16 protein-coding genes are annotated in these 22659 nt (G+C 50.7%); 4 read left to right on the forward strand and 12 right to left on the reverse strand.

Annotated elements, in window-relative coordinates; genetic code table 11:
* Positions 1–5: 5 nt before the first annotated feature.
* From KDM87_RS16610 to KDM87_RS16655, 10 genes are all read right to left on the reverse strand, one after another.
* Positions 6–626 (reverse strand): ParA family protein, encoded by a 621-nt coding sequence (locus tag KDM87_RS16610; RefSeq protein ID WP_212680250.1) that lies wholly within the window; start codon positions 624–626, stop codon positions 6–8.
* A gap of 128 nt (positions 627–754) precedes the next feature.
* The gene (locus KDM87_RS16615; protein ID WP_212680251.1) at positions 755–1477 is read right to left on the reverse strand and encodes a pseudouridine synthase; all 723 of its coding nucleotides are present in this window, start codon (positions 1475–1477) and stop codon (positions 755–757) included.
* Between the two features lie 61 nt (positions 1478–1538).
* Positions 1539–3530, reverse strand: coding sequence for a sensor histidine kinase (locus KDM87_RS16620; RefSeq protein ID WP_212680252.1), 1992 nt, complete (start codon positions 3528–3530; stop codon positions 1539–1541).
* Between the two features lie 12 nt (positions 3531–3542).
* The gene (locus tag KDM87_RS16625; RefSeq protein ID WP_212680253.1) at positions 3543–4361 is read right to left on the reverse strand and encodes a substrate-binding periplasmic protein; all 819 of its coding nucleotides are present in this window, start codon (positions 4359–4361) and stop codon (positions 3543–3545) included.
* Positions 4362–4528: 167 nt separating this feature from the next.
* Positions 4529–5152 carry an outer membrane lipoprotein gene (locus KDM87_RS16630; protein WP_212680254.1) on the reverse strand — a complete coding sequence of 208 codons (624 nt, stop codon included), beginning with the start codon at positions 5150–5152 and terminating at the stop codon, positions 4529–4531.
* Positions 5153–5372: 220 nt separating this feature from the next.
* Complete coding sequence (locus KDM87_RS16635) at positions 5373–7703, reverse strand: methyl-accepting chemotaxis protein (protein WP_212680255.1); 2331 nt, start codon at positions 7701–7703, stop codon at positions 5373–5375.
* A gap of 268 nt (positions 7704–7971) precedes the next feature.
* The gene (locus KDM87_RS16640) at positions 7972–9165 is read right to left on the reverse strand and encodes an aminotransferase-like domain-containing protein (RefSeq protein WP_212680256.1); all 1194 of its coding nucleotides are present in this window, start codon (positions 9163–9165) and stop codon (positions 7972–7974) included.
* Positions 9166–9315: 150 nt separating this feature from the next.
* A complete protein-coding gene (locus KDM87_RS16645; protein WP_186898539.1) occupies positions 9316–9783 on the reverse strand; it encodes a RidA family protein in 468 nt (155 codons plus the stop codon).
* A gap of 227 nt (positions 9784–10010) precedes the next feature.
* On the reverse strand, positions 10011–10607 hold the full coding sequence (locus KDM87_RS16650; RefSeq protein WP_212680257.1) for a LysE family translocator: 597 nt from the start codon (positions 10605–10607) through the stop codon (positions 10011–10013).
* A gap of 229 nt (positions 10608–10836) precedes the next feature.
* Positions 10837–11157 carry a DUF2917 domain-containing protein gene (locus tag KDM87_RS16655; RefSeq protein WP_212680258.1) on the reverse strand — a complete coding sequence of 107 codons (321 nt, stop codon included), beginning with the start codon at positions 11155–11157 and terminating at the stop codon, positions 10837–10839.
* Between the two features lie 179 nt (positions 11158–11336).
* Here KDM87_RS16655 and KDM87_RS16660 point away from each other — a divergent pair, with 179 nt between their 5' ends.
* Both KDM87_RS16660 and cysS read left to right on the forward strand, forming a co-directional pair.
* Positions 11337–12758 (forward strand): aminotransferase-like domain-containing protein, encoded by a 1422-nt coding sequence (locus KDM87_RS16660; RefSeq protein WP_212680259.1) that lies wholly within the window; start codon positions 11337–11339, stop codon positions 12756–12758.
* 361 nt (positions 12759–13119) lie between these two features.
* The gene (gene cysS / locus KDM87_RS16665) at positions 13120–14493 is read left to right on the forward strand and encodes a cysteine--tRNA ligase (protein ID WP_212680260.1); all 1374 of its coding nucleotides are present in this window, start codon (positions 13120–13122) and stop codon (positions 14491–14493) included.
* A gap of 86 nt (positions 14494–14579) precedes the next feature.
* Here the strand turns inward: cysS and KDM87_RS16670 are convergent, their stop codons facing one another.
* Positions 14580–16796, reverse strand: coding sequence for a TonB-dependent receptor plug domain-containing protein (locus tag KDM87_RS16670; protein WP_230407841.1), 2217 nt, complete (start codon positions 16794–16796; stop codon positions 14580–14582).
* Positions 16797–17193: 397 nt separating this feature from the next.
* A complete protein-coding gene (locus KDM87_RS16675; protein WP_212680261.1) occupies positions 17194–17955 on the reverse strand; it encodes a substrate-binding periplasmic protein in 762 nt (253 codons plus the stop codon).
* Between the two features lie 222 nt (positions 17956–18177).
* Between KDM87_RS16675 and htpG the strand changes: the two genes are divergently transcribed.
* Together htpG and KDM87_RS16685 are read left to right on the forward strand one after the other, a co-directional pair.
* Positions 18178–20085 (forward strand): molecular chaperone HtpG, encoded by a 1908-nt coding sequence (htpG, locus tag KDM87_RS16680; RefSeq protein WP_212680262.1) that lies wholly within the window; start codon positions 18178–18180, stop codon positions 20083–20085.
* 332 nt (positions 20086–20417) lie between these two features.
* Positions 20418–22649 carry a TonB-dependent hemoglobin/transferrin/lactoferrin family receptor gene (locus KDM87_RS16685; RefSeq protein WP_212680263.1) on the forward strand — a complete coding sequence of 744 codons (2232 nt, stop codon included), beginning with the start codon at positions 20418–20420 and terminating at the stop codon, positions 22647–22649.
* Positions 22650–22659: the final 10 nt, after the last annotated feature.

The raw sequence follows: 22659 nt of genomic DNA on the forward strand, positions 1-22659 counted from the left end.
AAATTTCACACATTTGAATGCTGAATCCAGTGCAAAATATCACGCCATTGCTCCAGATCTTTTTCAACTCTGGAGGGAGCAACATCCCATAAGGTAGCGCCATGCGCCGCTAATTGTATGTAATTTTGCGTATCACGCAGATAGCCCAGAACCGGCAACCCCAACTGTCCCGCGTAGTGACGTAGCTGATCGGCAGAGCGGCTGCGGGCATTTACCCGCATACCGAGAATACCGACCCGGCAAGTATGCTCACGTCTGGCCAGTTTTTTCAAAAATTCTTCGGTCGCCAGAATATCGAAAATAGACGGCTGCAAAGGCACCACGACGGTATCGGCAAGCTTCAGAATGACATCGAGCTTGCTGCCCTTTAAACCAGCTGGAGTATCAAGCACAACGTGACTGGTGCCTTTGGGCGGCCTGGCCACGGTATTGTCGGCCAGCTCCCACGCTGTAATCGTGGGCAAATTCGCAGGACGCAGACCTAACCAGATGCGGGACGACTGCTGGACATCCGTATCCCCCAGCATGACCCGATTTCCTTGTGCTGCAAAATAACCCGCCAGGTTTGTGGCAAACGTGCTCTTCCCTACGCCACCTTTAGGATTGGCAATCGCAATAACGCGCATACGGACTCCCTGTTCATAGCAAGACGACAGACCATTTCAGTTCAAACGATGATGAAAGTCTCTTACTTGCGCTTATTGCATCTGTCCAGCCAGGCAGACTACCCGAACCAGTAACAGATACCGCAGGATCAGCCGTTTGAAGGAATTAATAAAGCCATTTGTTCCGGACTCAGGTAACACCACTCGCCTTCCGCCAGCCCCAGAGAATTCAGCGTCAACTGACCGATAGCAGTACGCTGCAACGCCGCGCAGTGATTGCCAGCCGCAGCTAACATACGCTTCACCTGATGGTATTTACCTTGTTCGAGCACGATTTCAATTTTATGTGTGTCCAACTGGCGGCATATCTGCGCAGCCAGCGGGGCAGGCTCGTCATGCAGCTGAACGCCATTTAATAAAGTGTTCACCAGTTCATCGGTGACCGGCTCAGCCGTTGTCGCCAGATACACTTTCGGAATATGACGTTTCGGCGACGACTGCGCGTGAATAAACGGCCCATCATCGGACATCAGTAACATCCCGGTCGTATCATGATCCAGACGGCCAACAGGCTGCACATCGCGCCAGCTGAATTGCTCCGGCAGCAGCGTCAGCACACCTGGGTGATGGCTGGGCTTACGTGAGCATTCAAAATTAGCCGGTTTATTGAGCGCAATATAAACGTGTTCGCGATATTGCCAGTCTTCGTCAAAAATCCTGAAAACCAGGCCATCGGTGTCCAGTGTCTGTTTATAGTGGTCAACAACTTCACCGTTGATGCTGATCTCACCGTCTTCAATCAATTCACGGCAGTATTTGCGTGTGCCAAAGCCCTGCGATTGCAGGATGCGGTCTAAAGATAATTTACTCATGGCGCGACTGTAGCAGAACAAAGCGGATGAAAGCTAGAGGCAAGACTAAACCCTTGCTTTTTCAAGCCCCATTCACCACTCTGGCGACGCGTGGCAAGGTAATTTTGAAGCAGGTTCCCTTGCCCAGCTGGCTTTCGACTGTGATATTGCCGCCTAATACATCTTTGATCAGGTTGTACACGATATTCAGGCCTAAACCACTGCCGCCCTGCCCCAGTCGGGTCGTAAAAAACGGATCAAATATACGACCAAGGTTAGCAGGCGGAATCCCTTTGCCATCATCGGTGACCAATACTTCTATGTGTTCCGAGTCAATCAGTTTTGCAGAAATCGTCACGCGACCGCGTTTGTCAGGTTCAAAAGCGTGAATGAATGCATTATTGATGAGGTTTGTCATGACCTGCCCCAGAGCGCCCGGATAACTGTCCATCATGAATTTTGGCGGCAGCTCCGCTACAACCGTGTATTTTGTTTTCCGTATCATCGGTCCCAGCGTTGTGATCAACTCATCCATCATGCCGTCGAGCGCAAAAATTCGTCGGTTGGCACTGGTGCGGTCAACCGCCACCTGTTTGAAACTCGTGACCAGTTCGGATGCCTTGCTCAGATTGCGCAACAGCAGATCGCTGCCCAGTCTGGCATTTTTTAAGTAGTCGTCCAACACAGACTTACGTATGCCGTGCTCATACTGCTTCAGAAAATCATCGGTTTGTTGCTGCAAGGTACTGGCGACCGTGACACACGTACCGATAGGCGTATTCAGTTCATGTGCCACCCCGGCAACCAAAGAGCCCAGAGCAGCCATTTTTTCTGTTCTGAGCAATTCCTGTTGTGCGCGCTGCAAATTTTCCAGCACAACGGTGAGTTCAGAATTTGCCTCTTCCAGCTCATGAGTACGTTCAAAAACGCGCTTTTCCAGCGTCTGATTCATATTCCGGATATCCAGCTCGTTCTGGCGCTTTTCCGTAATATCTTCCTGCACCAGTACTAACAAAGGCTCATTGCCGACGCGGATGATACGGCCAGATACCTGACACAGCAGGTTTTGCTCGCCAACGCCACAGCGACACCACGCTTCGTAAGAATGTATCTCGCCCTCACGCTCCAGAATATGAACGATGCGATCAAAATCGTCCGGATTGCGCCACAACTGCGCTTGCATGGCGGGATTACCCAGTGTTGTCTCTCGTTCCCACTTAAACTGACGCAACCACGCATCGTTAACATCCATAATCGCGTAACGTTCAGCTTTCCGCAAAACAGTCATCGCGACGGGAGATGACTGAAAAATGGCGATAAATTTATTTTCGGTATCGCGCAACACCTCTTCAACTCTGGATCGCTCCAACAACTCTTGTTGCAGAACCTGATTTTGCAAATCCCTTTCTGCAATCAGGCTGCCCAGATTCAAACGCATCTGATCGAGCCCATGTGCCAGATTACCGATCTCATCCTGACGTTTCCATTCCAGTGACTTATTGAGTTCACCAGCTGACAAAAACAACGTTGCTCTTTGCAATTTTTGTATAGGACGGACTATCCTGCGATCAAAGACAAACCAGATCAGGACGAAAGAAAATATCACCTGCGCCAGCAACGCAAGCAGCAATTTCAGAATGTCATCAAAGAAATCGCGATCAACGTAGGCAGAGGTCAGTTCCAGCGATACTTTCCCTATCGCCTTTTGATCCAGCCTGATATCGCGCGTCAGGCTGACGACATTGTTTTGAGGTTTGCGCTCCTTTTCCAGATGAACAAAGACCGTGCCAGATTCATCGGTGATCGTAACGCTGTTGACCTCACGGTTACGCATCACTGCCTGTACAAACTGCCCGGCCACTTCCCTGTCGACGTTCCATAACGGAACTTCCATGGCTTTGGATAACATGTCCGCATACTGAGACATCGGGCTATAAACACGTAACTGTAATTCCCGCTCGTAACGCGTCTTGACCGTGAAATATCCAAATAAAACTGCGGGCACCAAAATGCCCGCAGCCACACCGATGATGGATATTTGTCTGAGCGACAGATGACGCAAAATGGATCTCAATCTGAACGGTCTCTATTTAGCTTGCTGCTTACGCCACAATTGAATATTCGATGAAACCAGTTTGTTCATCAGATTTTGTTTCTCCAGCTTGTACAAGGCTTTTGCGATCCGCCCACGCATCTCCGGCGTGTTACAAGGCGATTTGTGAGAAATGGTCAGGTATAAATTTTCGTTGGTGATTGGTGGTAATAAGGGCTTGAGATTCTGGATGTTCATTTTCGCGATATACGCGAGCCCCGGGTCTTCCTCGTAAATCAGATAATCTGCACGCGACAACGTCAATAAAGTGAGCGCCTGCTCCAGACTTGGAACGGTGGCAACCTTCAGCGACTCACTGGCATAGCGGTCAAAGTCTTCACCAAAACTGTTGTTAATGACGGTGATACCTCGTTTGCCAATCAAATCTTTCCATTTTTTATACGTCAGCGAACTATCTTTCCTGACCCAGATGACTGTGCGTGTTTCACGAAACGCCGGATAAAAATAATCCATGTAATCAAACCGCGGCAAGGTTAAAAATGCACCTGCCAGCAAATCAACGCGCCCGAGTTTTGCTTCCTCCTGCACCCGCCCCCAAGGTCCGATATATTTCACTTCCACCGGGATACCAATCTCTTTCGACAACGATTGCATGAGATCGGCATTCGCTCCTATCAGATGGCTTTCATCATCGGGATCGCGCCATAAAAAGGGGGGATATTCAGGATTACCTGTGGCAATCAGTTTCTTGCACACTTCGTCAGCAGCCGCCGCAGAGCCGAACGCTGTCCCTAAAGTGATGAGTATGCCTGCCATGCGCAACAAGCTTGCCGTTCTGAAAAGGCATCTCATAGAGCAAGAATCTCCACGTCAGTGATTAATCGAATTTGCAGTCTATCGTCAGTGCAGACGCTAAGCAAGAAATCAGTTTCAGCATTGCAACATTCAAACTCTGTGGCGAAAAGCCGTCATTCTCGCTCGCGCAGAATCCGGCTACACGCTCACAGATCAATTAAAAATTAACGACGGACAATACTGTTACCGGAAGCACGAACCTGATCGCCAGATTGGTATCCAGGATCATTCTCAAATTGGTAATTCTGCTTGCTGCCGTTGTCATATTGCACAGTGACAGTCCAGATTTTGCTGCTTTTTACTTTTTGTTCAATTTTGTGGCCGGCCATCGCACCACCTGCAGCACCGGCAATGGTTGCCAGATCACGCCCGGTTCCACCACCGACCTGATTTCCCAGCAAAGCACCGGCAACACCGCCCGCAATCACACCCAGAGCACCGCCTTCGCCTTCTCTTTCACTCACGTTCACCGCAGTGACGCGACCACAATCAGCACAGACCTGCTGACTTCTATTGTTGTTCTGCCCGTTACTGTAAGTATTGTTGTACGAGCTGGCTTTTTTTGCGCTATCCAATGCACCGTTATAAACCGCTTTCGCATCGCGCAAACATTGCATGCGTGCACTCGAACTGGTTTCTTCAGCACACAGTTTCTTATCGTCCGCATAACGTGCTGCAGCCTGACGTGAAGCCTCTGCATACTGTTGCTTTCCGCTGGAATAATTCTGCGCATAAGCACCGCTGACGGCTGTCAGCAATACAGCAGTCGCAATTAAACTTTTTTTCATGATTCGCTCCTGTTAAGTTAAAGCATCTGCGTTCTTGCATTTGATGCGAAGACAATCACTATTCAGTGATTGTGCAATGTAACGGCATACTTCAGATTTTGCTGACATTTCTTACATTTACTCACATTTTTCAATGTGAGTACAAAAACAATCAAAGCCGCGTGCAGACGGGTCAGGCCATGCACCAGCCTGGCGTGAGCCTCAGCGCAGTTGCGCGAAATCAGTTAAACCCCATACGCTTGATCGCGGATAACACCAGGACGACCTCGGTGGTCGCAGCCGAAAACGCTGTTCCATGGCTCAAGGCATCCTCTGCCTGCTCATGTTTCCCGCTATTAATCAGTTCCCCGACCTGGCCTGCCACTCTGTGAAAGCGGGCATGATTTTCAACCAAGGTCGTGAACGACTGTCTGTCACGCAAACGCTGACCATCAGAATAAATCCATTTTCCCAAAGCGCAACAATCATCACGACAAAGCGTCTTCACATCAACATGGGCAGACTTTTCAATCGCGTCACGTAACTTGACCTTCCACAAACGGTGAGCATCAATAATACCGTCGATGTCTATGCCTTCCACGACGACTGGCTGCTTATTCCCCGGCAAGCGGAACTCATCAACCTGCGCCGCTAACCTGACAGCGATACTGCGCTGAGAATTCGCTGCAGTTGCAGTCTGCTCGACCAGATTCGCGTTGGCCTGCGTATTCCGATCCAGCTCGCTGACAGCCTCACCAATCTGTGCAACACCCATACTTTGTTCACGCGCACCATTCGCCACATCATCGAGTAACACTTTAATTCTGTCTGCATTCGCGACGATTTCATTCATGGTCTCGCCCGCGGTCTGAACAACGATCGTTCCTGCCGAGATTTCAGTCGTGGTGCCAGAAATTAAAGTTTTAATTTCTTTTGCGGCTTCCGCACTACGCCCTGCCAGCGCCCGGACTTCTGACGCGACAACAGCAAATCCCCGCCCTTGCTCACCTGCGCGAGCGGCTTCCACTGCCGCGTTCAAAGCCAGAATATTGGTCTGAAAAGCGATGCCATCAATCACGCTGATGATGTCGCTGATTTTTCTGGAAGAATCCTGTATCCCTTCCATGGTTTTAACCACGCTGTGCATCACGTCACCGCCACGCGTTGCCGTTGCGGCGTTTTCTATTGCAATCAGTGAGGCCTGACGGACAGAATCTGCCGTCATCTGCACGGTCGACGTGGTTTCTTCCAATGCGGCAGAAGACTCTTCCAACGCTGAAGCTGCAGATTCAGTCCGTGCGGATAAATCCAGAGTGCCCTGTGCAATTTCTATACTGGAGGCGACTACACTATCACTGGCAATCTGCACCTGCTGCACCGTATCGCGCAGAGATTTCTGCATATTGCTCAGCTCTTTGAGTATGGAAGTAATTTCATCCCTGCCTGCGCTGCTGATTTCAGTACGCAAGTCTCCCATAGAAATATTAATCAGTTGGTTTTTAACTTTCGCTATGCCGGCTTTCATCGAGTTATAAAAACCGATCAACAGATAAGCCGCGATACAAAGACTAAAAATGGAGACAAGCAGCGTTGTCAGCAAACGGCTCTTAATTGCTGCCTCGCGCTCAGCTAGCATTGCATCCAGCACAGATAAATTTTTTCCGACCTGCACAAACTGACTCTGCAGACTACCGTTCACAGTGCGGACGTAATCTGCCTGCTCTGCGACAACAACTGCCGCGCCCGGCGCAAAATTCTTTTTCGCAGTGCTAATTAATTTTTCAGTAATCTCTTCTGCTGAGTCAGACAGCATAGAGAAATGACGTGGAGCAGCAAGCTTCACTGTCGCCAGATCTTCAGCGACCAGTTTTCGTTCATGTTCGATCAGTGCTATATTCGCGGCAATTTTTACCGCCAGCTCCGGGCTTACTTCTGCTGATTTATACGCAGCACGCCCCAGACGTCCCAAATCGGAAACGTTTAGCAGTATTCCGGGTGTGCGCAACAGCAACGCACTCATCAGATGATACGAAGCCAATTCAGGATCCAGAGCCAGGCTGGAACCATTATTCACTTTATTCTGCAACACAATCAGGCTCTGAAACAAAGCAGTAACGTTCTGATAGACTTCGTCGGGATTGCTATTTGTTACCTGCGCGGCTTGTAGCGCCGCTTTCGACGAATTCAGTGACGTCGTACTGCCGAGTTCAGCTCCGGCCTCGCGATCTATCTCTTCAACTTTTTTGAATACGTCTGCGAAACTGGCGCGCATCTCATCAACCCGGGCACCAGGATCGCCCAGTATCTGCAAACGTGTGTGGTAGCGCCAGTTAATCGCCGCCTCCATCGCGGCATACAATGACTTTGAATAACGGACACCGGCACGCTCTTTCTTTGCAAATGTCAGATCCTGATTCACCGCATTCAAATAAGAAACCGACAGACAAATCACCGGCAACATAAATGCCGCGCTGATCAGCAACATCTTTCCTGGAAATTTGAGTTGCCCCATCAACGTGGAGCCGGGATGCCATAAGCCTGAGTTTAAAAGACGTTGAATCAGTTTTTTCATGTGCAAAGATAGTCCGGAATAATTGTGTAAGTCTTTCATATTACTTCTTATAAGCAATATAAAATTGTCACAATCGTATTTTTTAACGACATTCAACAATCGTTCAACAATTATTGATTTTACTTAAACAGACAGCGGCAAATACTTGCGAAAAATACTGCGTGTGCTTACTCTTTTCTGAGCGCTACCCTACGACCAGCATCCGTAATTCCATAAACAAAAAAGGCACCACAACGGTGCCTTTTTTTAAGAATAACAATATCGATTTTTATAATCGAGCCTGAATCAGCTTACCTAATTTTTCCACACCCTCATTGATACGTTCTGGCGAAACCGTCACAAACGATAAGCGCATGGTATTTTTGGCCGGATTATTCGCATAGAACGGGCCGCCCGGAACAAAAGCCACATTCTGTTTGATTGCCTCATTCAGCAGCTCGTTACTATCGATATGTGCTGGCAAAGTAATCCAGATAAACATGCCGCCCTCTGGTTTCGTCCATTCAACACCGGCCGGGAAAAACTTCGTTAAAGCATCCAGCATCACCTGACACTGGCGGGCGTAGAACGTACGGATGGTCGGGATGTGTTCACCAAGGAAGCCATCCTTAATCACTTCATACACCGCCATTTGTGTCAGTTGCGAGGTATGCAGATCAGCCGCCTGTTTCGCCTGTTCCAGCTTCCGGATCAGCGTTGTCGGGCCCACTACGTAACCAAGACGAATACCCGGCGTCAGCACTTTGGAGAAGGAACCCATGTAAATCACGCCATCCGGGTTCATGTTCAGCATCTTAGGCAAAGGTTCGCCGGAATAGCACAAATCGCCGTAAGGATTGTCTTCAATCAGCGGAATGCCCATGCGCGCACAAATTTCGACGAGTTCAATACGACGTTCCAGCGACATCGTACGGCCAGTCGGGTTCTGGAAATTCGGCAACGCATACATCAGGCGCGCGCCCTCACCTTTGGCGGAGACGGAAGACGGGATCAATCCATGCTCATCCGTATCGACAGAAACGAACTCTGGCTGATACACAGAAAATGCCTGCAACGCGCCGAGATAGCTTGGTGTTTCAACCAGGATTTTGCTACCTTCATCAATCAGCACTTTACCGAGTAAATCCAATCCCTGTTGCGAGCCAGACACCATCAGTATCTGATCGGGTGTGATTTTGCAATCGGCGGTCGACAAAGAATTTGCCAGAAACTCACGCAATGGCGCATAGCCATCGCTGGTGCCGTATTGCAGAGCAGACTTGCCTTGTGTCGCCAGTACTTTATCAAAGGCCGCCTGCATGCGTTCGACCGGGAAGGTTTCAGGTGAAGGCAGACCACCGGCAAAAGAAATGACTTCAGGGCGCGACGTCACTTTCAAAATCTCGCGTATCACAGAGCTTTGCAGTTGCTCAGCGCGTTCGGAAAACTTCCAATTGATAGGGGTAGAATTTTTAAGTTTCATGCTGGTCTCACTAGAAGTCATACCTTTTCAGGTAAAAATATTGTTATCTGTCAGGTGCCGCTGCATCGCGACTGACTGCAGCTGAAACACCTGAACATACATAAACCGGGGTACAGAACAGGGCGATGATGGACAAGTTGAACAAGTTGATTAAGCCACTTCAACGATCAGTTCAATTTCAACGCAGGCACCCATAGGAATCTGCGCCACACCGAATGCGGAGCGCGCATGTTTGCCCTGATCACCGAATACTTCCACCAGCAATTCGGAAGCACCATTCGTGACCAGATGCTGTTCGGTAAAGTCAGGCGTGGAATTCACCAGACTCATCAGTTTGACGATACGGGTCACGCGGGTCAGATCACCGCCGCAGGCCGCATTGAGTGTCGCAATCAGATCAATCGCCACAGCGCGCGCCGCCTGTTTGCCTTCTTCTGTCGTGATATTTTTACCGAGCTGACCAGCCCAGACTTTGCCGTCTTTTTTGGCGATATGGCCGGAAATAAAAATAGTTTTCCCGGTTTGCGCATACATCACATACGCTGCCGCTGGCGTTGCCACCGCTGGCAATTCTATATTCAGTGCTTTGAGTTTTTCGTAAATGGACGATTTCGACATAGTGATTCCTGTAAAAGTCAGCCAGAAATTGACCGGCTGACTTGTATTAAATAATTTATACGGTTTTTTTGAAGCAGTGTGGCCGCTGACACTCAACATTCCCAACATCATGCAGACCAACGACACACTGCCACGATAACCAAGCCTGCTATTGTAACGCCGCTTCATACACTGAGGGGAAGATGCTTGCGGCTGAGCGGCAATCTTAATGCCAGCCGGTGTTGTGCTTACAGACTGAACATCCAGACCGCGGTCAGCGCCAACGAAATTCCCATCAATAAATTAAAGCTGCGCAGACGCTGGCCTTGTGATAACCAATGCCGCAAACGATCGCCCATCCACGCCCACGTCAGCAAACTGAGTGCGCTGGGCAAGGCAAAACCGATGCTCATCCAGCTCATTCTCGACAAAAAATCGTGCTGACCAATCGCATAGGTTGACGTGGAGGCCACCAGCATCATCCAGGCTTTCGGATTCACGATCTGAAATAAAGCGGCTTCCTGCACACTCAGCGGTTGCATGCTTTTGCTGTCCGACAAACTGGCAGAAAAACACAGACGCCACGCCAGCCACAACAAATAACCATTCCCCGCCACTTTCATCAACACCACCAACACAGGCGCCCCCTGCAGCACTGCGGCACCGCCCATGCCGACCGCCCACATCATCAGCACAAAGCCGAGAGGCACCCCCATCACTTGCGGCAACGCGGCGCGCAAGCCATGATTGACGCCGGTGGTCGCTGCAATCGCCACATTCGGGCCGGGTGTAAATGAGCCTATCCAGGCGAAAATCGAGAAGGCAATAAATTCAGTTAAAGGCATCACAGCCCTCCTTAAAATTGATCTGTACAGCATCGTCGGCATTGGTCAGTTATGTATCTGCATGACAACGGATACAACGCGAGGCAGCGTTTTATGACTAAAAATCACTTAAATATACTGGGGGGTGTATCTGTAAAGCCCCTTATTTTCTGCGGAGATTAAGCTGCTTTTGGCAGATACTCCCCTTTTATTCTGATTCTGTGCGGTCACAGAAGAGACGCGGAACACTTTAGCCCGCAGCAGTCGCCACTGGTTCTGTCTGCGGATTCAGCGCTGTCTGCGCGCTCACTGGCAAAGCGGCGTGATGCAGATCGGCGATCAGCATACTCAGCTCGGACACGTCCTTTCCATCGGCTTCAATCACCGCGTGACGCAATGGCGGCAATGGCAACAGATCACCGGCGCGCAACCAGTAATCAGTCTCGTCGCCTTCCACCGTCACCCACACCAGACCACGATGGATATGCAGAGTCAGCATCTGTTCCGGGACGACAGAAATCAGCATGCCGGGATGTAATTGTTGTAGTGCTGGTCGATGGTTTGCGGGCATGATGTCTCCTTGTCAGCCAATAGCAACGGGAACAATTTCTGCCCGTTTTTTGATCAGTGTTTGTGTTATCCTAATCGCAAAAACCAATACAGTACCAGTACACTGAAAAAGATAATTTCCGTACTGTTCCGGTCATTTATCCAATACACATCTTTTGATTGCCCGCAGGAGACAAGCACATGCAAGCGCCGATGTTTTATATTTCCCGTGATGCGGGCAGCTCTCTGGTTGAGCAGATAGTCACCGCCGTCGCCAACCGCATCGATGACAAACTATTGCGGACCGGCGCGCGCATGCCGTCGATACGCCAGTTTGCCGATGAACAGAATGTCTCGCGTTTTACGGTGGTCGAAGCCTATGATCGCTTAGTCGCGAAGGGGTATCTGGAATCACGTCGCGGTGCCGGATTTTTTGTACGCGAACGTGCTTCGATGCTGACGAATACCCCCGCTAATCCGCAAACGGCAGCGGCATCAGAACAACTCGATGTGGTGTGGCTGGTACGTAATATGTTCCGCCAGTTGCCGCCGCAAAAAATGCCCGGCTCTGGCGTGCTGCCGCACGACTGGCTCGATGGTGAGCTGGTCGCAAATGGCTTGCGTGCGATCAGCCGGCTGAATCAGAATTTACTGCTGCATTACGGAACGCCGCAAGGCTTCCTGCCGCTGCGCCAGCAATTGCAACTGAAACTCGCTGAACTCGAAATTGCTGCCGCGCCGGAGCAAATCGTCATGACGACCGGCGTGACTCAGGCGCTTGATCTGGTGGCGCGCGAATTCACACGTCCCGGCGATACCATCTTTGTCGATGATCCGGCCTGGTTTCTGATGTTCGGTTCGTTCGCTATACTCGGCGCCAAAGTGATTGGCATACCACGCTTGCAAGACGGGCCGGACGTCGCCAAGCTGGCTGAACTCGCTGCGATCCACAAACCCAAGCTGTACATCATTAATTCGGTGATGCACAACCCGACCTCGACCTCGCTGTCGGCGGCAAAAGCATTTCAGGTATTGAAGACAGCCGAACAACATGATTTCATGATCGTCGAAGATGATATTTACTGCGACATGCACCCCGGTGCCGCGGTCCAGTCAGCCACCAGAATTGCAGCACTCGATCAGCTCAACCGCGTGATTTATCTGGGTGGATTTTCGAAAACACTGGCCGCAAATTTACGCGTCGGCTTTATCGCCACCTCGCCCGAACTCGCGCTGCGGCTATCTGATCGCAAGATGTTATCGACCCTGACAACCACAGAAATCGGCGAACGTGTGGTGTATAAAATTCTGTCGGAAGGCCATTACCGCAAACACGTTGACCGCATCCGCGTCAAACTCGACGGTGTGCGCGACGACATCACCAAACGACTCGACAACATCGGCATCAAAGTCGATTACCGCACACCGGCAGGCATGTTTCTTTGGACAGAAACCGGCGTCGATACCAATAAACTGACAGAAAAAGCGTTTGAACAAGGCTATCTGCTGACGCCGGGCAGCCTGTTCTCGCCGCATCAGCTGCCGTCCACAAAAATGCGGTTCAACATCGCCGCCATGAGCGACCCCGGCGTGTGGGAATTTTTGAAAAATGAATTGAAGTAAGCTGGCACAACATCGCAAGTTGACGTCGACATCGCGATCACATCATGGACGACGCCAGCTTGAGGGCCTGATTGACAGATGTTCGTCGCTCTTTTGCGCCCGCCCGATTAGCCTGAAAGAGCATATCTATGCTACATTCTCACCCTGCTTTTTAACTATTCCACACCCAAATTATGCCTGTGACGCAACGCTTTGCTGAAAAACTGACAGAGACTTGTTCTGTGTTCAGCACGTCTGCGGCTGGCTGTTGCTGCTGTTGTTGAATCTGCCCGATTTTCCGCCGGTGTTGGCAATACAAACATTGAGCGACCAGATTTCATGACACCGGTTCATTCTTTTCTCTATTCATTTGCACACTACGATGGACATACTTCTTTACGATAACTGGGAACGCCGCCTGCGCCCTTTCACCCCTTTGCGCAATGACTGGGTGGGGCTGTATTGCTGCGGCCCGACCGTGTATGACTACGCTCACATCGGCAACCTGCGCACCTATCTGTTTGAAGACATACTGCGCCGCACACTCGAGTGGAATGGCTATACCGTACGCCATGTGATCAACATCACCGACGTCGGCCATCTGGTGTCGGATGGAGACGATGGTGAAGACAAAATGGAAAAAGGCAGCCGTAAGGCCGGTGAGTCAGCATGGCAGATCGCAGAGCGTTTCACGATCGCTTTCAAGAAAGATCTGAACAGCCTGAACGTGCTGGAACCAGCGATCTGGTGCAAGGCAACCGACCACATTGCCGAGCAGATTGATTTCATCTCCTGCATAGAAAAAAACGGCTATACCTACCGCACCAGCGACGGCATTTATTTCGATACCAGTAAGCAGGATGACTACGGTTATCTGGCGCGTATCAAGCGCGATGCAATCAAGGCTGGCAGCCGCGTGGAGCTGGGTGAAAAACGTCATGCGACCGATTTCGCGCTGTGGAAATTCAGCCCTGAAGGCGAACAGCGCCAGATGGAATGGGATAGTCCGTGGGGACGCGGTTTTCCGGGCTGGCATATCGAATGCTCGGCAATGTCGGCCAAATACCTGACGCCATGGTTCGATATTCATTGCGGTGGCGAAGACCACATCGCGATTCATCACAGCAATGAGATCGCGCAGAATCAGGCTTGCCACGGCACCCGTCTGGCGAATTTCTGGATGCATGGTTATTTCCTGCAAATCGATTCCGGCAAGATGTCGAAATCCAGTGGTGATTTCCTGCGTTTGCAAACCCTGCTCGATCAGCATATCGACCCGCTGGCGTATCGCTATCTGTGCCTGACCGCACATTACCGCAGCCAGATGCAATTCAGCTTCGAGGCTTTGCAGTCTGCACAAACCGCCCTGCAACGCCTGCGTGACACGTTTTATGCATGGCCCGCTGGCGGCAGCGTGAACGCAGAGTTCAAAGAAAAATTCACTGCGTTTGTGAACGAAGATCTGAACCTGCCACGAGCACTGGCACTGGTCTGGGAAATGCTGAAATCTGATCTCAGCGATGCCGATAAAAAAGCAACGGTGGCCGAGTTTGATCGCGTCTTCGGTCTGGGACTCGCCAGCTGGGAGCCACGTGCCTTAGAAATTCCTGCCGAAGTACAAAACCTCGCCGAGCAACGCCTGGCCGCCCGCGCCGCTAAAAACTGGGCAGAAGCCGACCGCCTGCGCGCTGAATTACATGCACTCGGATTCGAGGTTGAAGACAAAGCGGGCAGTATGAATATCAAGCGACTCTGATATTCTCAGCCACAAAAAAGCGCCGTGACATCAGTGTCCGGCGCTTTTTTTGTGGCTTATCGCAGCGATTTATTTAGTTCTGCTCGTCACAACGCTTTTTCCAGCAACAGCCTCACGCCGGTTTGCCGGGGTGTCGCAACCGATCTCGTCTGACTGCCCTGATTCATGTAAGTGTCGTCCGCCACTGCGGTCTGGTGCAGTGCGTTGGTGAGCGATACGCGCAGTTGTATTCCGGATGCCAGCTTCCACAGGCTGTAAAAATCGAGCATGCGTGTAACGCTGGTATAGCTGCTGAGTAAGGCAGAATTCTGCACCCGGCCGCCGCCCTGAAAATTGAAATTCATGCCCATGCTGTGGGTCTCGTTGAGACGATAATCCACGCCCAGATTCGCGGTCAGCGGCACCTGACTGCTCAGGCGATTATCCGGCCCCGGCACGCTGTCGAGACGCGACCAGTTACGTGCGGCATTCAGACGAATATCGATAGCGGGCGCCTGCGCGAACCACAGCGCCAGCGGAAATTTTGCATCCATTTCCATGCCAAACACTTGCGCTTTGCCCTGATTATCCGGCGACGTCACCCACTCGCCGTTCTGGCGAAATAACTGAAATGTGGTGACATTCTGTATGCGACGGGCAAAGCCGGAAATACTCAGCATGCTGCTTTTGTCGAAATAATGTTCGTAGGCTACGTCCATGCCCCACGCCAGTTCCGGCAGCAAATTGGGATTGCCCTGAAAATCGGAATTGGTCGGGCCATTCGCATTATTGACGGTGTAACGGCGCGGTACCAGATTGCGCGTGACGGGAGCTTTATAGGTGCGCGACAAAGCAAATCGCAGCTGATCTTTTTCTGTGCCCGGTAATTTCCACAAGGTTTGCATGACCGGGCTCCAGACGCTGGAACTGGTGTTGGTATCCACCATCGTGCGACCTTGTATCGCGGTGCGCAAGCCTTCCCAGCGCAGCCCCAGATATGCTTGCCACTGGCGTGAAATATCCCATTCATCCTGCGCAAACAAGGCCAGACGACGCACGTCAGCGCGGTAATTTTCATCCAGAAAAGCGATGCTACCGGGCGCACTGCCCGGCGCGTTGTGATCGTATTGCAGACGCTGTTCGCTGCGGCGTATCAGACCGCCGTCCCAGCCAAACGCGAGGCTGTGTTCATCATTAAAACGCCACAGATATTTGCCACTGGCGGTCAGACTCTGATCAATTGCATCCGACACCACGTTACGGATGAACGGTGAATTCACGGTCGTTGAATAGCCATCGAAATAATAATCACTGACACGCTTGTTGTAGTTCAGGCCCAGCTTACTGTCGAGTCGCGCATCCGGGCTGAAACGATGATTCCAGCTCAGATCGCTGCGGATGCCGGTAATGTCGGCGCTGGAGCGGTAGTCGTTGCGCGGATACGTTGACGAAGAACCGGACAAAGTCGTTTCGGCATTGCGTCCGGCCATCGTGCTCTGGCTGAATTCCAGCAGGCTTTGTGAGGTCAGCTGATCGCCATCTGCCATCGTCCAGTTCAGACGCGGCGCCAGACTGATTTTATTGGTCTTGAATTCTATGTGTTCATGAAACTTGCGCAAGTCCGTTAGATTGCCAGCGGCATCGCGTATCGTTTCCGTGGTCACAGGTTCTGAGCGGTTGCGGCTCTGATTCAGGTTTGCATTCAGCGAATACGACAGGCCTGCGTTCTTATCTGCGAATTCGAGCGTGGCACCCGGCGCTGTCGCACCATCGACATAGCTGGCAGTCAGTTTGAGCTGTCTGGATGCACGGGAAATACCTTTGCGCAGCACGATATTGATGCTTCCGGCAATCGCCTGCGCGCTGAATTCGGCTGTCGTCGTCCGCATAATTTCTATGCGTTCGATCAGATCCGGCGACAAACTGTCGATAGAAAATCCACCCGGTACCGGCTCGCCATTCACCATGATTTGCGTATAACCCGCCCCCAGCCCGCGCATACGGATATCGCTGCCGACCACGGATACGCCGGGCAGACGTTTCATCGCATCAGCGATGGCGGTATCACCGAATTGCAGCAGCTCGTCACGCCCGACAACAATTTTTGCTGCAGTATCATTGCGCCGCTGGCTGGCAGCGCCGGGGCCGGACACTTCAACACTTTGTACTTTATCGGCAGGCTTTTCAGTTTTTTGCTGATCCCGCTTTTCTTCGTCCGCTGCGCTCGCAATATCCGGCAGCATCACTGCCAAGGTCAGCAGCAAAGGAAATAGCCGGGGCGAAAAGTGGCCGGCGAGTGATTCCGGGTAACAGCGAAAAGGCATAAATGAAAAGTCAATATAGTCGTTTGCAACACCGGATTGGTATTGGCTCAGTGCCGCATTTTACGTTGTCTTTAGGGAAAGAAAAATGTAATTCAGAAAAATTTCGCTGCCTGGTTTGGCGGGATACTTCATCGCTTATGAACGCTGGCAAACAGAGAATTCAGAATCATTGAAATAAGCGTTCAGAAAGACCGGGGGAAAGCACACGCGCAAGCCCATCTTCGTCCAGAAAAAAGAGGTTTTCGGGGGAGTATCCGCCAATTTTGGCATCATCTCCTTATAAACAAAGGCGATTAAAATATACTCCCGGGAGTATATTTAATGCTCTGTAGTGACTAAGGCGTGCAGAGAAGGAAAAAAGCCGGGAACGGCAAGAGCGCAGATGCCGCGTTTACTGTCACTTGTTACGCGGAATACCGGCTTTTGGATCATTCAGAAAATCGCTCATGATGCGGGCAATCGTACCGTCGTTGCGCATCGTCGCCAATGCTGCGGTCAGCATTCTGGAATTGCGGCTCAGGGCGAAATCAGGGCGGACGCGCAATACATGTGTGCCATGCGTAATCACCAGCCGCGAGCCTATCAAATGCTTGCCCCCTATTTTTTCTGCTGCCGCCAGAATCGCGGGCAAACTGCCGACCACACCGGAGATACGGCCAACGTCCAGCATACGCAAGCCATTTTCCAGCGTGCTGATATCGACTTTCTTGACCCTTTCATCCTGACCAAACGTGCCGTAAGTCATACGGCGTAACATGCCTATTCCCTTGTCCTGTGATTGCGCAATCACGTCGTCAAAATTCGTCATCGCAGTGCCACTTTTAGCGACCACCACGACCGGATACTGCGTTACCTCCGCCAGAATCAGGCCATCGTCATCGGTAAAGTTTTCACGGTGAGAAATACTGTACGCCTCAGTGTCGGCAGGAAACAGCACAACATGCCGCGGAGTGGGAACAACCATGACATCAAGCTGTATGCCGGTGCGCTTTTGCAGCTCATTCGCAATACGGATATTGATGCCGTCGTAACGCTGAGTGCCTTCCACCACGAACGCAAACGGCGCAACCTCGGTCAGATACAGACGAACAGCGCTCGCAGACGATGCCGTCAATAAAAGTAAAGTAAAAATTGTGACCCGCAAAAGCAGTTGGCGCATTTTTTATTCCTTACCGGAAAAACTCAAAAACGAGCGACGTGTCTGTGAGTGTAGCGAAGATTTATAAAAATGCAATTTTTTGATTGTTTGCACTGCACACAGAGGCAGATCTTGAAATCGCCGGAATCAGCCTCATTTCGAGGGGAGCGAATTATCCGCCCACGTCTGCACGGGAATCAGCGTGACCAGATCATCACAATATTGAAATCTTTGAGGAAAAATATGTCAGAAAAACAAACTCTGGGCTTTCAGGCCGAAGTCAAACAGTTATTGCAATTGATGATTCACTCCTTGTATTCCAACAAGGAAATTTTCTTGCGCGAACTGATTTCGAATGCGTCTGATGCATCCGACAAATTGCGTTTTGAAGCCATCAACAACGCCGCCTTATATGAAGATGATGCTGAACTGAGTATCAAAGTCAGTTTCGACAAAACCGCCCGCACGATCACGATTTCCGACAACGGCATCGGCATGAGCAAAGAAGATGCGATTGCGCATCTGGGTACGATTGCGAAATCCGGCACCAAAGAATTTTTCGGCAAACTCTCAGGCGATCAGCAAAAAGATGCAGCCATGATCGGCCAGTTCGGTGTTGGTTTTTATTCCGGCTTCATCGTGGCAGACCGCATCACCGTTGAATCCCGCCGCGCAGGTTTACCAGCCAGCGAAGGCGTACGCTGGGAATCCGAAGGTTCCGGTGATTTCAGTGTTGAAACGATCGCCAAGGCGAACCGTGGTACCGACATCATCCTGCACTTGCGTGAAGGCGAAGATGAATTCCTGTCTGCGTGGAAACTGAAGTCCGTCATCCGCACTTACTCTGACCATATTTCTCTGCCGATCAAAATGCAGAAAGAAGAGTGGGATGAAGAGAAAAAAGAACAGGTATCGCGCGACGAACTGGAAACCGTGAATCAGGCCAGCGCTTTGTGGGCACGCAGCAAATCTGATATCACAGCAGAACAGTACGACGAATTCTACAAACATATTTCGCATGATTTCGGCGCTCCGCTGGCGCACACGCACAACCGCGTTGAAGGCCGCAGCGACTACACACAATTGCTGTATATTCCGGCCCGCGCGCCGTTCGATCTGTGGGATCGCAACAAGCGCGGCGGCATCAAGCTGTATGTCAAACGCGTGTTCATCATGGACGACGCCGAGCAACTGATGCCAGTCTATCTGCGTTTCGTCAAAGGTGTGATTGATTCCAACGATCTGCCACTGAATGTGTCGCGTGAAATTTTGCAGGAAAGCCGCGATATCAAAGCGATCCGTGATGGTTCGACCAAACGCGTGCTCGGTATGCTGGAAGACCTCGCCAATGCTGACGGCGATGATGCACAAGAGAAGAAAGACAAGTACGCGACATTCTGGAAAGAATTCGGCCAGGTGCTGAAAGAAGGTATCGGTGAAGATGCGACCAATAAAGACCGCATCGCCAAACTGCTGCGCTTCGCTTCCACACACAACGACAGCGACGCGCAAAACGTTTCGCTGGCTGATTACCTGTCCCGCGCGAAAGAAGGTCAGGACAAGATTTACTATGTGACGGCAGAAAGCTATGCCACTGCGAAAAACAGTCCGCATCTGGAAATCTTCCGCAAAAAAGGCGTGGAAGTTTTATTGCTGACGGATCGCGTCGATGAATGGATGTTGTCGTTCCTGACTGAGTTTGAAGGCAAAGAACTGGCTTCCGTTGCCAAAGGTGGCCTGGATCTCGGTACGCTCGAAGATGAAGCCGAGAAAAAGCAACACGAAGAAACCGAAACCGAGTTCAAGGATCTGGTTGAAAAGATGAAAGCGGCGCTGACAGAGAAAGCCAAAGATGTGCGCGTCACTTTCCGCCTCACCGACTCGCCAGCTTGTCTGGTGGCCGATGAGCATGACCTCTCCGGTAATCTGGCACGTATGCTGAAAGCGGCTGGTCAGGCAGCACCGGAATCCAAACCGATTCTGGAAGTGAACCCGGATCACCCGCTGGTACAAAAGCTGAAATACGAAGAAGCCAAATTCAGCGACTGGTCACACATCCTATTCGATCAGGCCTTGCTGGCTGAAGGCGGTAACCTGGCCGACCCAAGCAGTTTTGTGAAACGTCTGAATGAAATGCTGCTGAGTAAGTAACAGCGTCAGAGAAACACAGTGAACCTCAACTGTCACTGAAAAAATAAAAAATCCCGCTCAGTGAAATGAGTGGGATTTTTTTTTGCCTGTATCAAGACAAAGAAAGTAAAAACCATCTGCCGGTGACTGTTTGTGCAGTTAAGTGTGCAGTTAGTTGTTCAGTTAAAGCGCAAAACATTTCCGGCAGCAACCCATCAGATTCATAAATAGGTCTTTACTATTTAAATACGAATCATTATCATCTGCATTTGCAAATATTCCGGCGTATCCCACGTTTTTCATCTCAGGCAGCCGGTCAGCTTTTTTTTACCATCACTGCCAGGAGATACACCGTGCATAAAAAACCACGCCTTCGCCCGCTCTGCGCCGCGATTGCCGCCCTTCCCTTTCCATTATTTTTCTCGCCTGTATTACATGCGCAAACAGCAGAAACTCAGTTAAAAGAAATCGTTGTTTCGGCCACGCGTATTGAGCAAAGTGCAGATGATGTCGCCGCCACCATCAGCAGCGTTACACAAAAACAGGTGGAGCGCGAAATGCCTGTCAATCTGCAGGATATGATGCGCTATGAAAACGGAGTATCCGTCCGGGTATTACCAAATCGCGCATCCGGCGTCTTCAGTGCCACAGGCAGGGCCGGGAATGAAGGTGTCAATATCCGTGGTCTGGAAGGCGACCAGGTGCGACTGCAAGTCGATGGTGTCCGCTTACCATCCACTTACTCATCGGGTCCCTACGCTGCCGGTCGTGGCGACTATATTGACGTTGAAGCATATAAACGGGTTGAAATCCTGCGCGGCCCGTCTTCCACTCAGTTTGGCAGCGACGGGCTTGCCGGAGCTGTCAGTTTTCTGACGAAGGATCCGGCAGATTTACTGACACTGGGAAAGCCTACTCAGTTTGCATTCAAGAGCGGGTACAACTCCGTCGATCGCAGTTGGTCTCTGGTTCCCAGTTTTGCCATTCGTGGTGACACTGTCGAGGCAATGGTGTTGGCGAGTTTGCGACGTGGGCATGAAACAAAAACCGGTGGTTCAAACGATAGTACGAATATCAGTCGCACGACTGCTAACCCAGCGGAAACCAGTTCTGATTATGTGCTGGCAAAAATGGTGATTAAAAAAGATCGCAATAATCGTTTTAAGTTAACAGCTGAAAATCTGGACAGAGAAAACTCCACCACACCATTGAGCTTTTTTGGCGACTCCTTTGCAGCAGCGGGATTGAATGATGTGAAAACCCGCGAAAATATCACACGTCAGTTGCTTAAATTCGATTACGACTACACCAATGCCGATAACAAATGGTTCCAGAGCGCCACTGCAAGTATTTATGGTCAGCATTCCAAAAATCATCAATGGGGTTATGAAGCGAGAAACAGTACTAGCGGGTGGAACAGCAGGACTCGTGATACCGAGTACGGAGAGAAAGTCGCGGGTGGTAATCTGCAACTGGAAAGCAATTTCGGCGACGTTGTCGCACATCGTCTGATCTATGGAGTTGATGCGTCGCTGACAAAAGTCGAGTCGCTGAAAGAAGGGAATAACATGCGCGACGGTGTCTCGCTCACCGGTTCGGCAGGATTCAAAGTCAATAAGAGCTTTCCGGATACGGACTATCGTTTGCTGGGGGCGTTTATTCAGGATGAAATCAGCATAGACAATCTGGCGATCATCCCGGGTTTGCGTTACGACAGTTTTAAATTGACCCCAAAGCCTGATGCTTTGTATGCGGTCAACAATACAATTGCCCCTGCCACACTCTCAGGCAATGAGCTATCCCCAAAATTGGGGGTTATCTGGAAATTTTCACCGGTACTGAACGCCTTTGCGCAGTATGCGCATGGGTTTCGTGCTCCGACACCTAGCCAGGTCAATGGCGGTGTCACCAATCTCACAGCAAACCCACCGTACACAGCCATCGGTAACGCCGACCTGAAACCAGAAATCAGCGACTCGCTGGAGTTTGGACTGCGTGGACGTACGCAAGAGTTCAGTTACAGCGCCAGCATATTTCATGGCAAATACAAAAACTTCATTGCCAGTAATGTGCAAGTCGGCGGTGCAGGTACATTAGCGAGCCCAACAGTATTTCAGTCTGTGAATTTATCTGATGTAAAAATCAACGGCTTCGAAGCCCGCGGCGAATGGAACTTCTCGCAAAACTGGATGCTGAGCGCGAGCTACGCACATGCACGCGGCGATCAGAATTCCGACGGTAAAAGCACGCCGCTGGAAACCATTGATCCCGATAAGCTTGTACTGTCCTTGCGTTACAACGAAGAGCGTTACGGTGCCCAGGCAAATCTGAGTGCTGCCGAACGCAAAAAACGGAATCCGTATGGCGCATCGTCCTTTTCCCCGGGCAGTTATCAGGTTCTGGATTTAATGGTCTGGTACAACATCGATAAAAATTCGAGTATCAACGCGGGTGTGTTTAATCTTCTGAACCAGAAATATTTCCTGTGGGCAGACGTTCGCGGTGTCAGCGCTAACAGCGCCTCGCTGGATGCATATAGTCAGGCTGGACGTAATTTCAGCGTCAGCTACCGATACCAGTTCTGATTTTCACTAA

The organism is Cognatundibacterium rivi (assembly GCF_018139565.1).
GTDB lineage: Bacteria > Pseudomonadota > Gammaproteobacteria > Burkholderiales > Burkholderiaceae_D > Undibacterium > Undibacterium rivi.

What these genes read in the sequence shown, in the direction of transcription:
- KDM87_RS16660 (WP_212680259.1), top strand. Translation starts at nt 11,337, where the DNA reads ATGCAAGCGCCGATGTTTTATATTTCCCGTGATGCGGGCAGCTCTCTG.
- KDM87_RS16650 (WP_212680257.1), bottom strand. Translation starts at nt 10,607, where the DNA reads ATGCCTTTAACTGAATTTATTGCCTTCTCGATTTTCGCCTGGATAGGC.
- KDM87_RS16655 (WP_212680258.1), bottom strand. Translation starts at nt 11,157, where the DNA reads ATGCCCGCAAACCATCGACCAGCACTACAACAATTACATCCCGGCATG.
- htpG (WP_212680262.1), top strand. Translation starts at nt 18,178, where the DNA reads ATGTCAGAAAAACAAACTCTGGGCTTTCAGGCCGAAGTCAAACAGTTA.
- KDM87_RS16630 (WP_212680254.1), bottom strand. Translation starts at nt 5,152, where the DNA reads ATGAAAAAAAGTTTAATTGCGACTGCTGTATTGCTGACAGCCGTCAGC.
- KDM87_RS16625 (WP_212680253.1), bottom strand. Translation starts at nt 4,361, where the DNA reads ATGAGATGCCTTTTCAGAACGGCAAGCTTGTTGCGCATGGCAGGCATA.
- KDM87_RS16675 (WP_212680261.1), bottom strand. Translation starts at nt 17,955, where the DNA reads ATGCGCCAACTGCTTTTGCGGGTCACAATTTTTACTTTACTTTTATTG.
- KDM87_RS16645 (WP_186898539.1), bottom strand. Translation starts at nt 9,783, where the DNA reads ATGTCGAAATCGTCCATTTACGAAAAACTCAAAGCACTGAATATAGAA.
- KDM87_RS16615 (WP_212680251.1), bottom strand. Translation starts at nt 1,477, where the DNA reads ATGAGTAAATTATCTTTAGACCGCATCCTGCAATCGCAGGGCTTTGGC.
- KDM87_RS16635 (WP_212680255.1), bottom strand. Translation starts at nt 7,703, where the DNA reads ATGAAAAAACTGATTCAACGTCTTTTAAACTCAGGCTTATGGCATCCC.
- KDM87_RS16610 (WP_212680250.1), bottom strand. Translation starts at nt 626, where the DNA reads ATGCGCGTTATTGCGATTGCCAATCCTAAAGGTGGCGTAGGGAAGAGC.
- cysS (WP_212680260.1), top strand. Translation starts at nt 13,120, where the DNA reads ATGGACATACTTCTTTACGATAACTGGGAACGCCGCCTGCGCCCTTTC.
- KDM87_RS16670 (WP_230407841.1), bottom strand. Translation starts at nt 16,796, where the DNA reads ATGCCTTTTCGCTGTTACCCGGAATCACTCGCCGGCCACTTTTCGCCC.
- KDM87_RS16640 (WP_212680256.1), bottom strand. Translation starts at nt 9,165, where the DNA reads ATGAAACTTAAAAATTCTACCCCTATCAATTGGAAGTTTTCCGAACGC.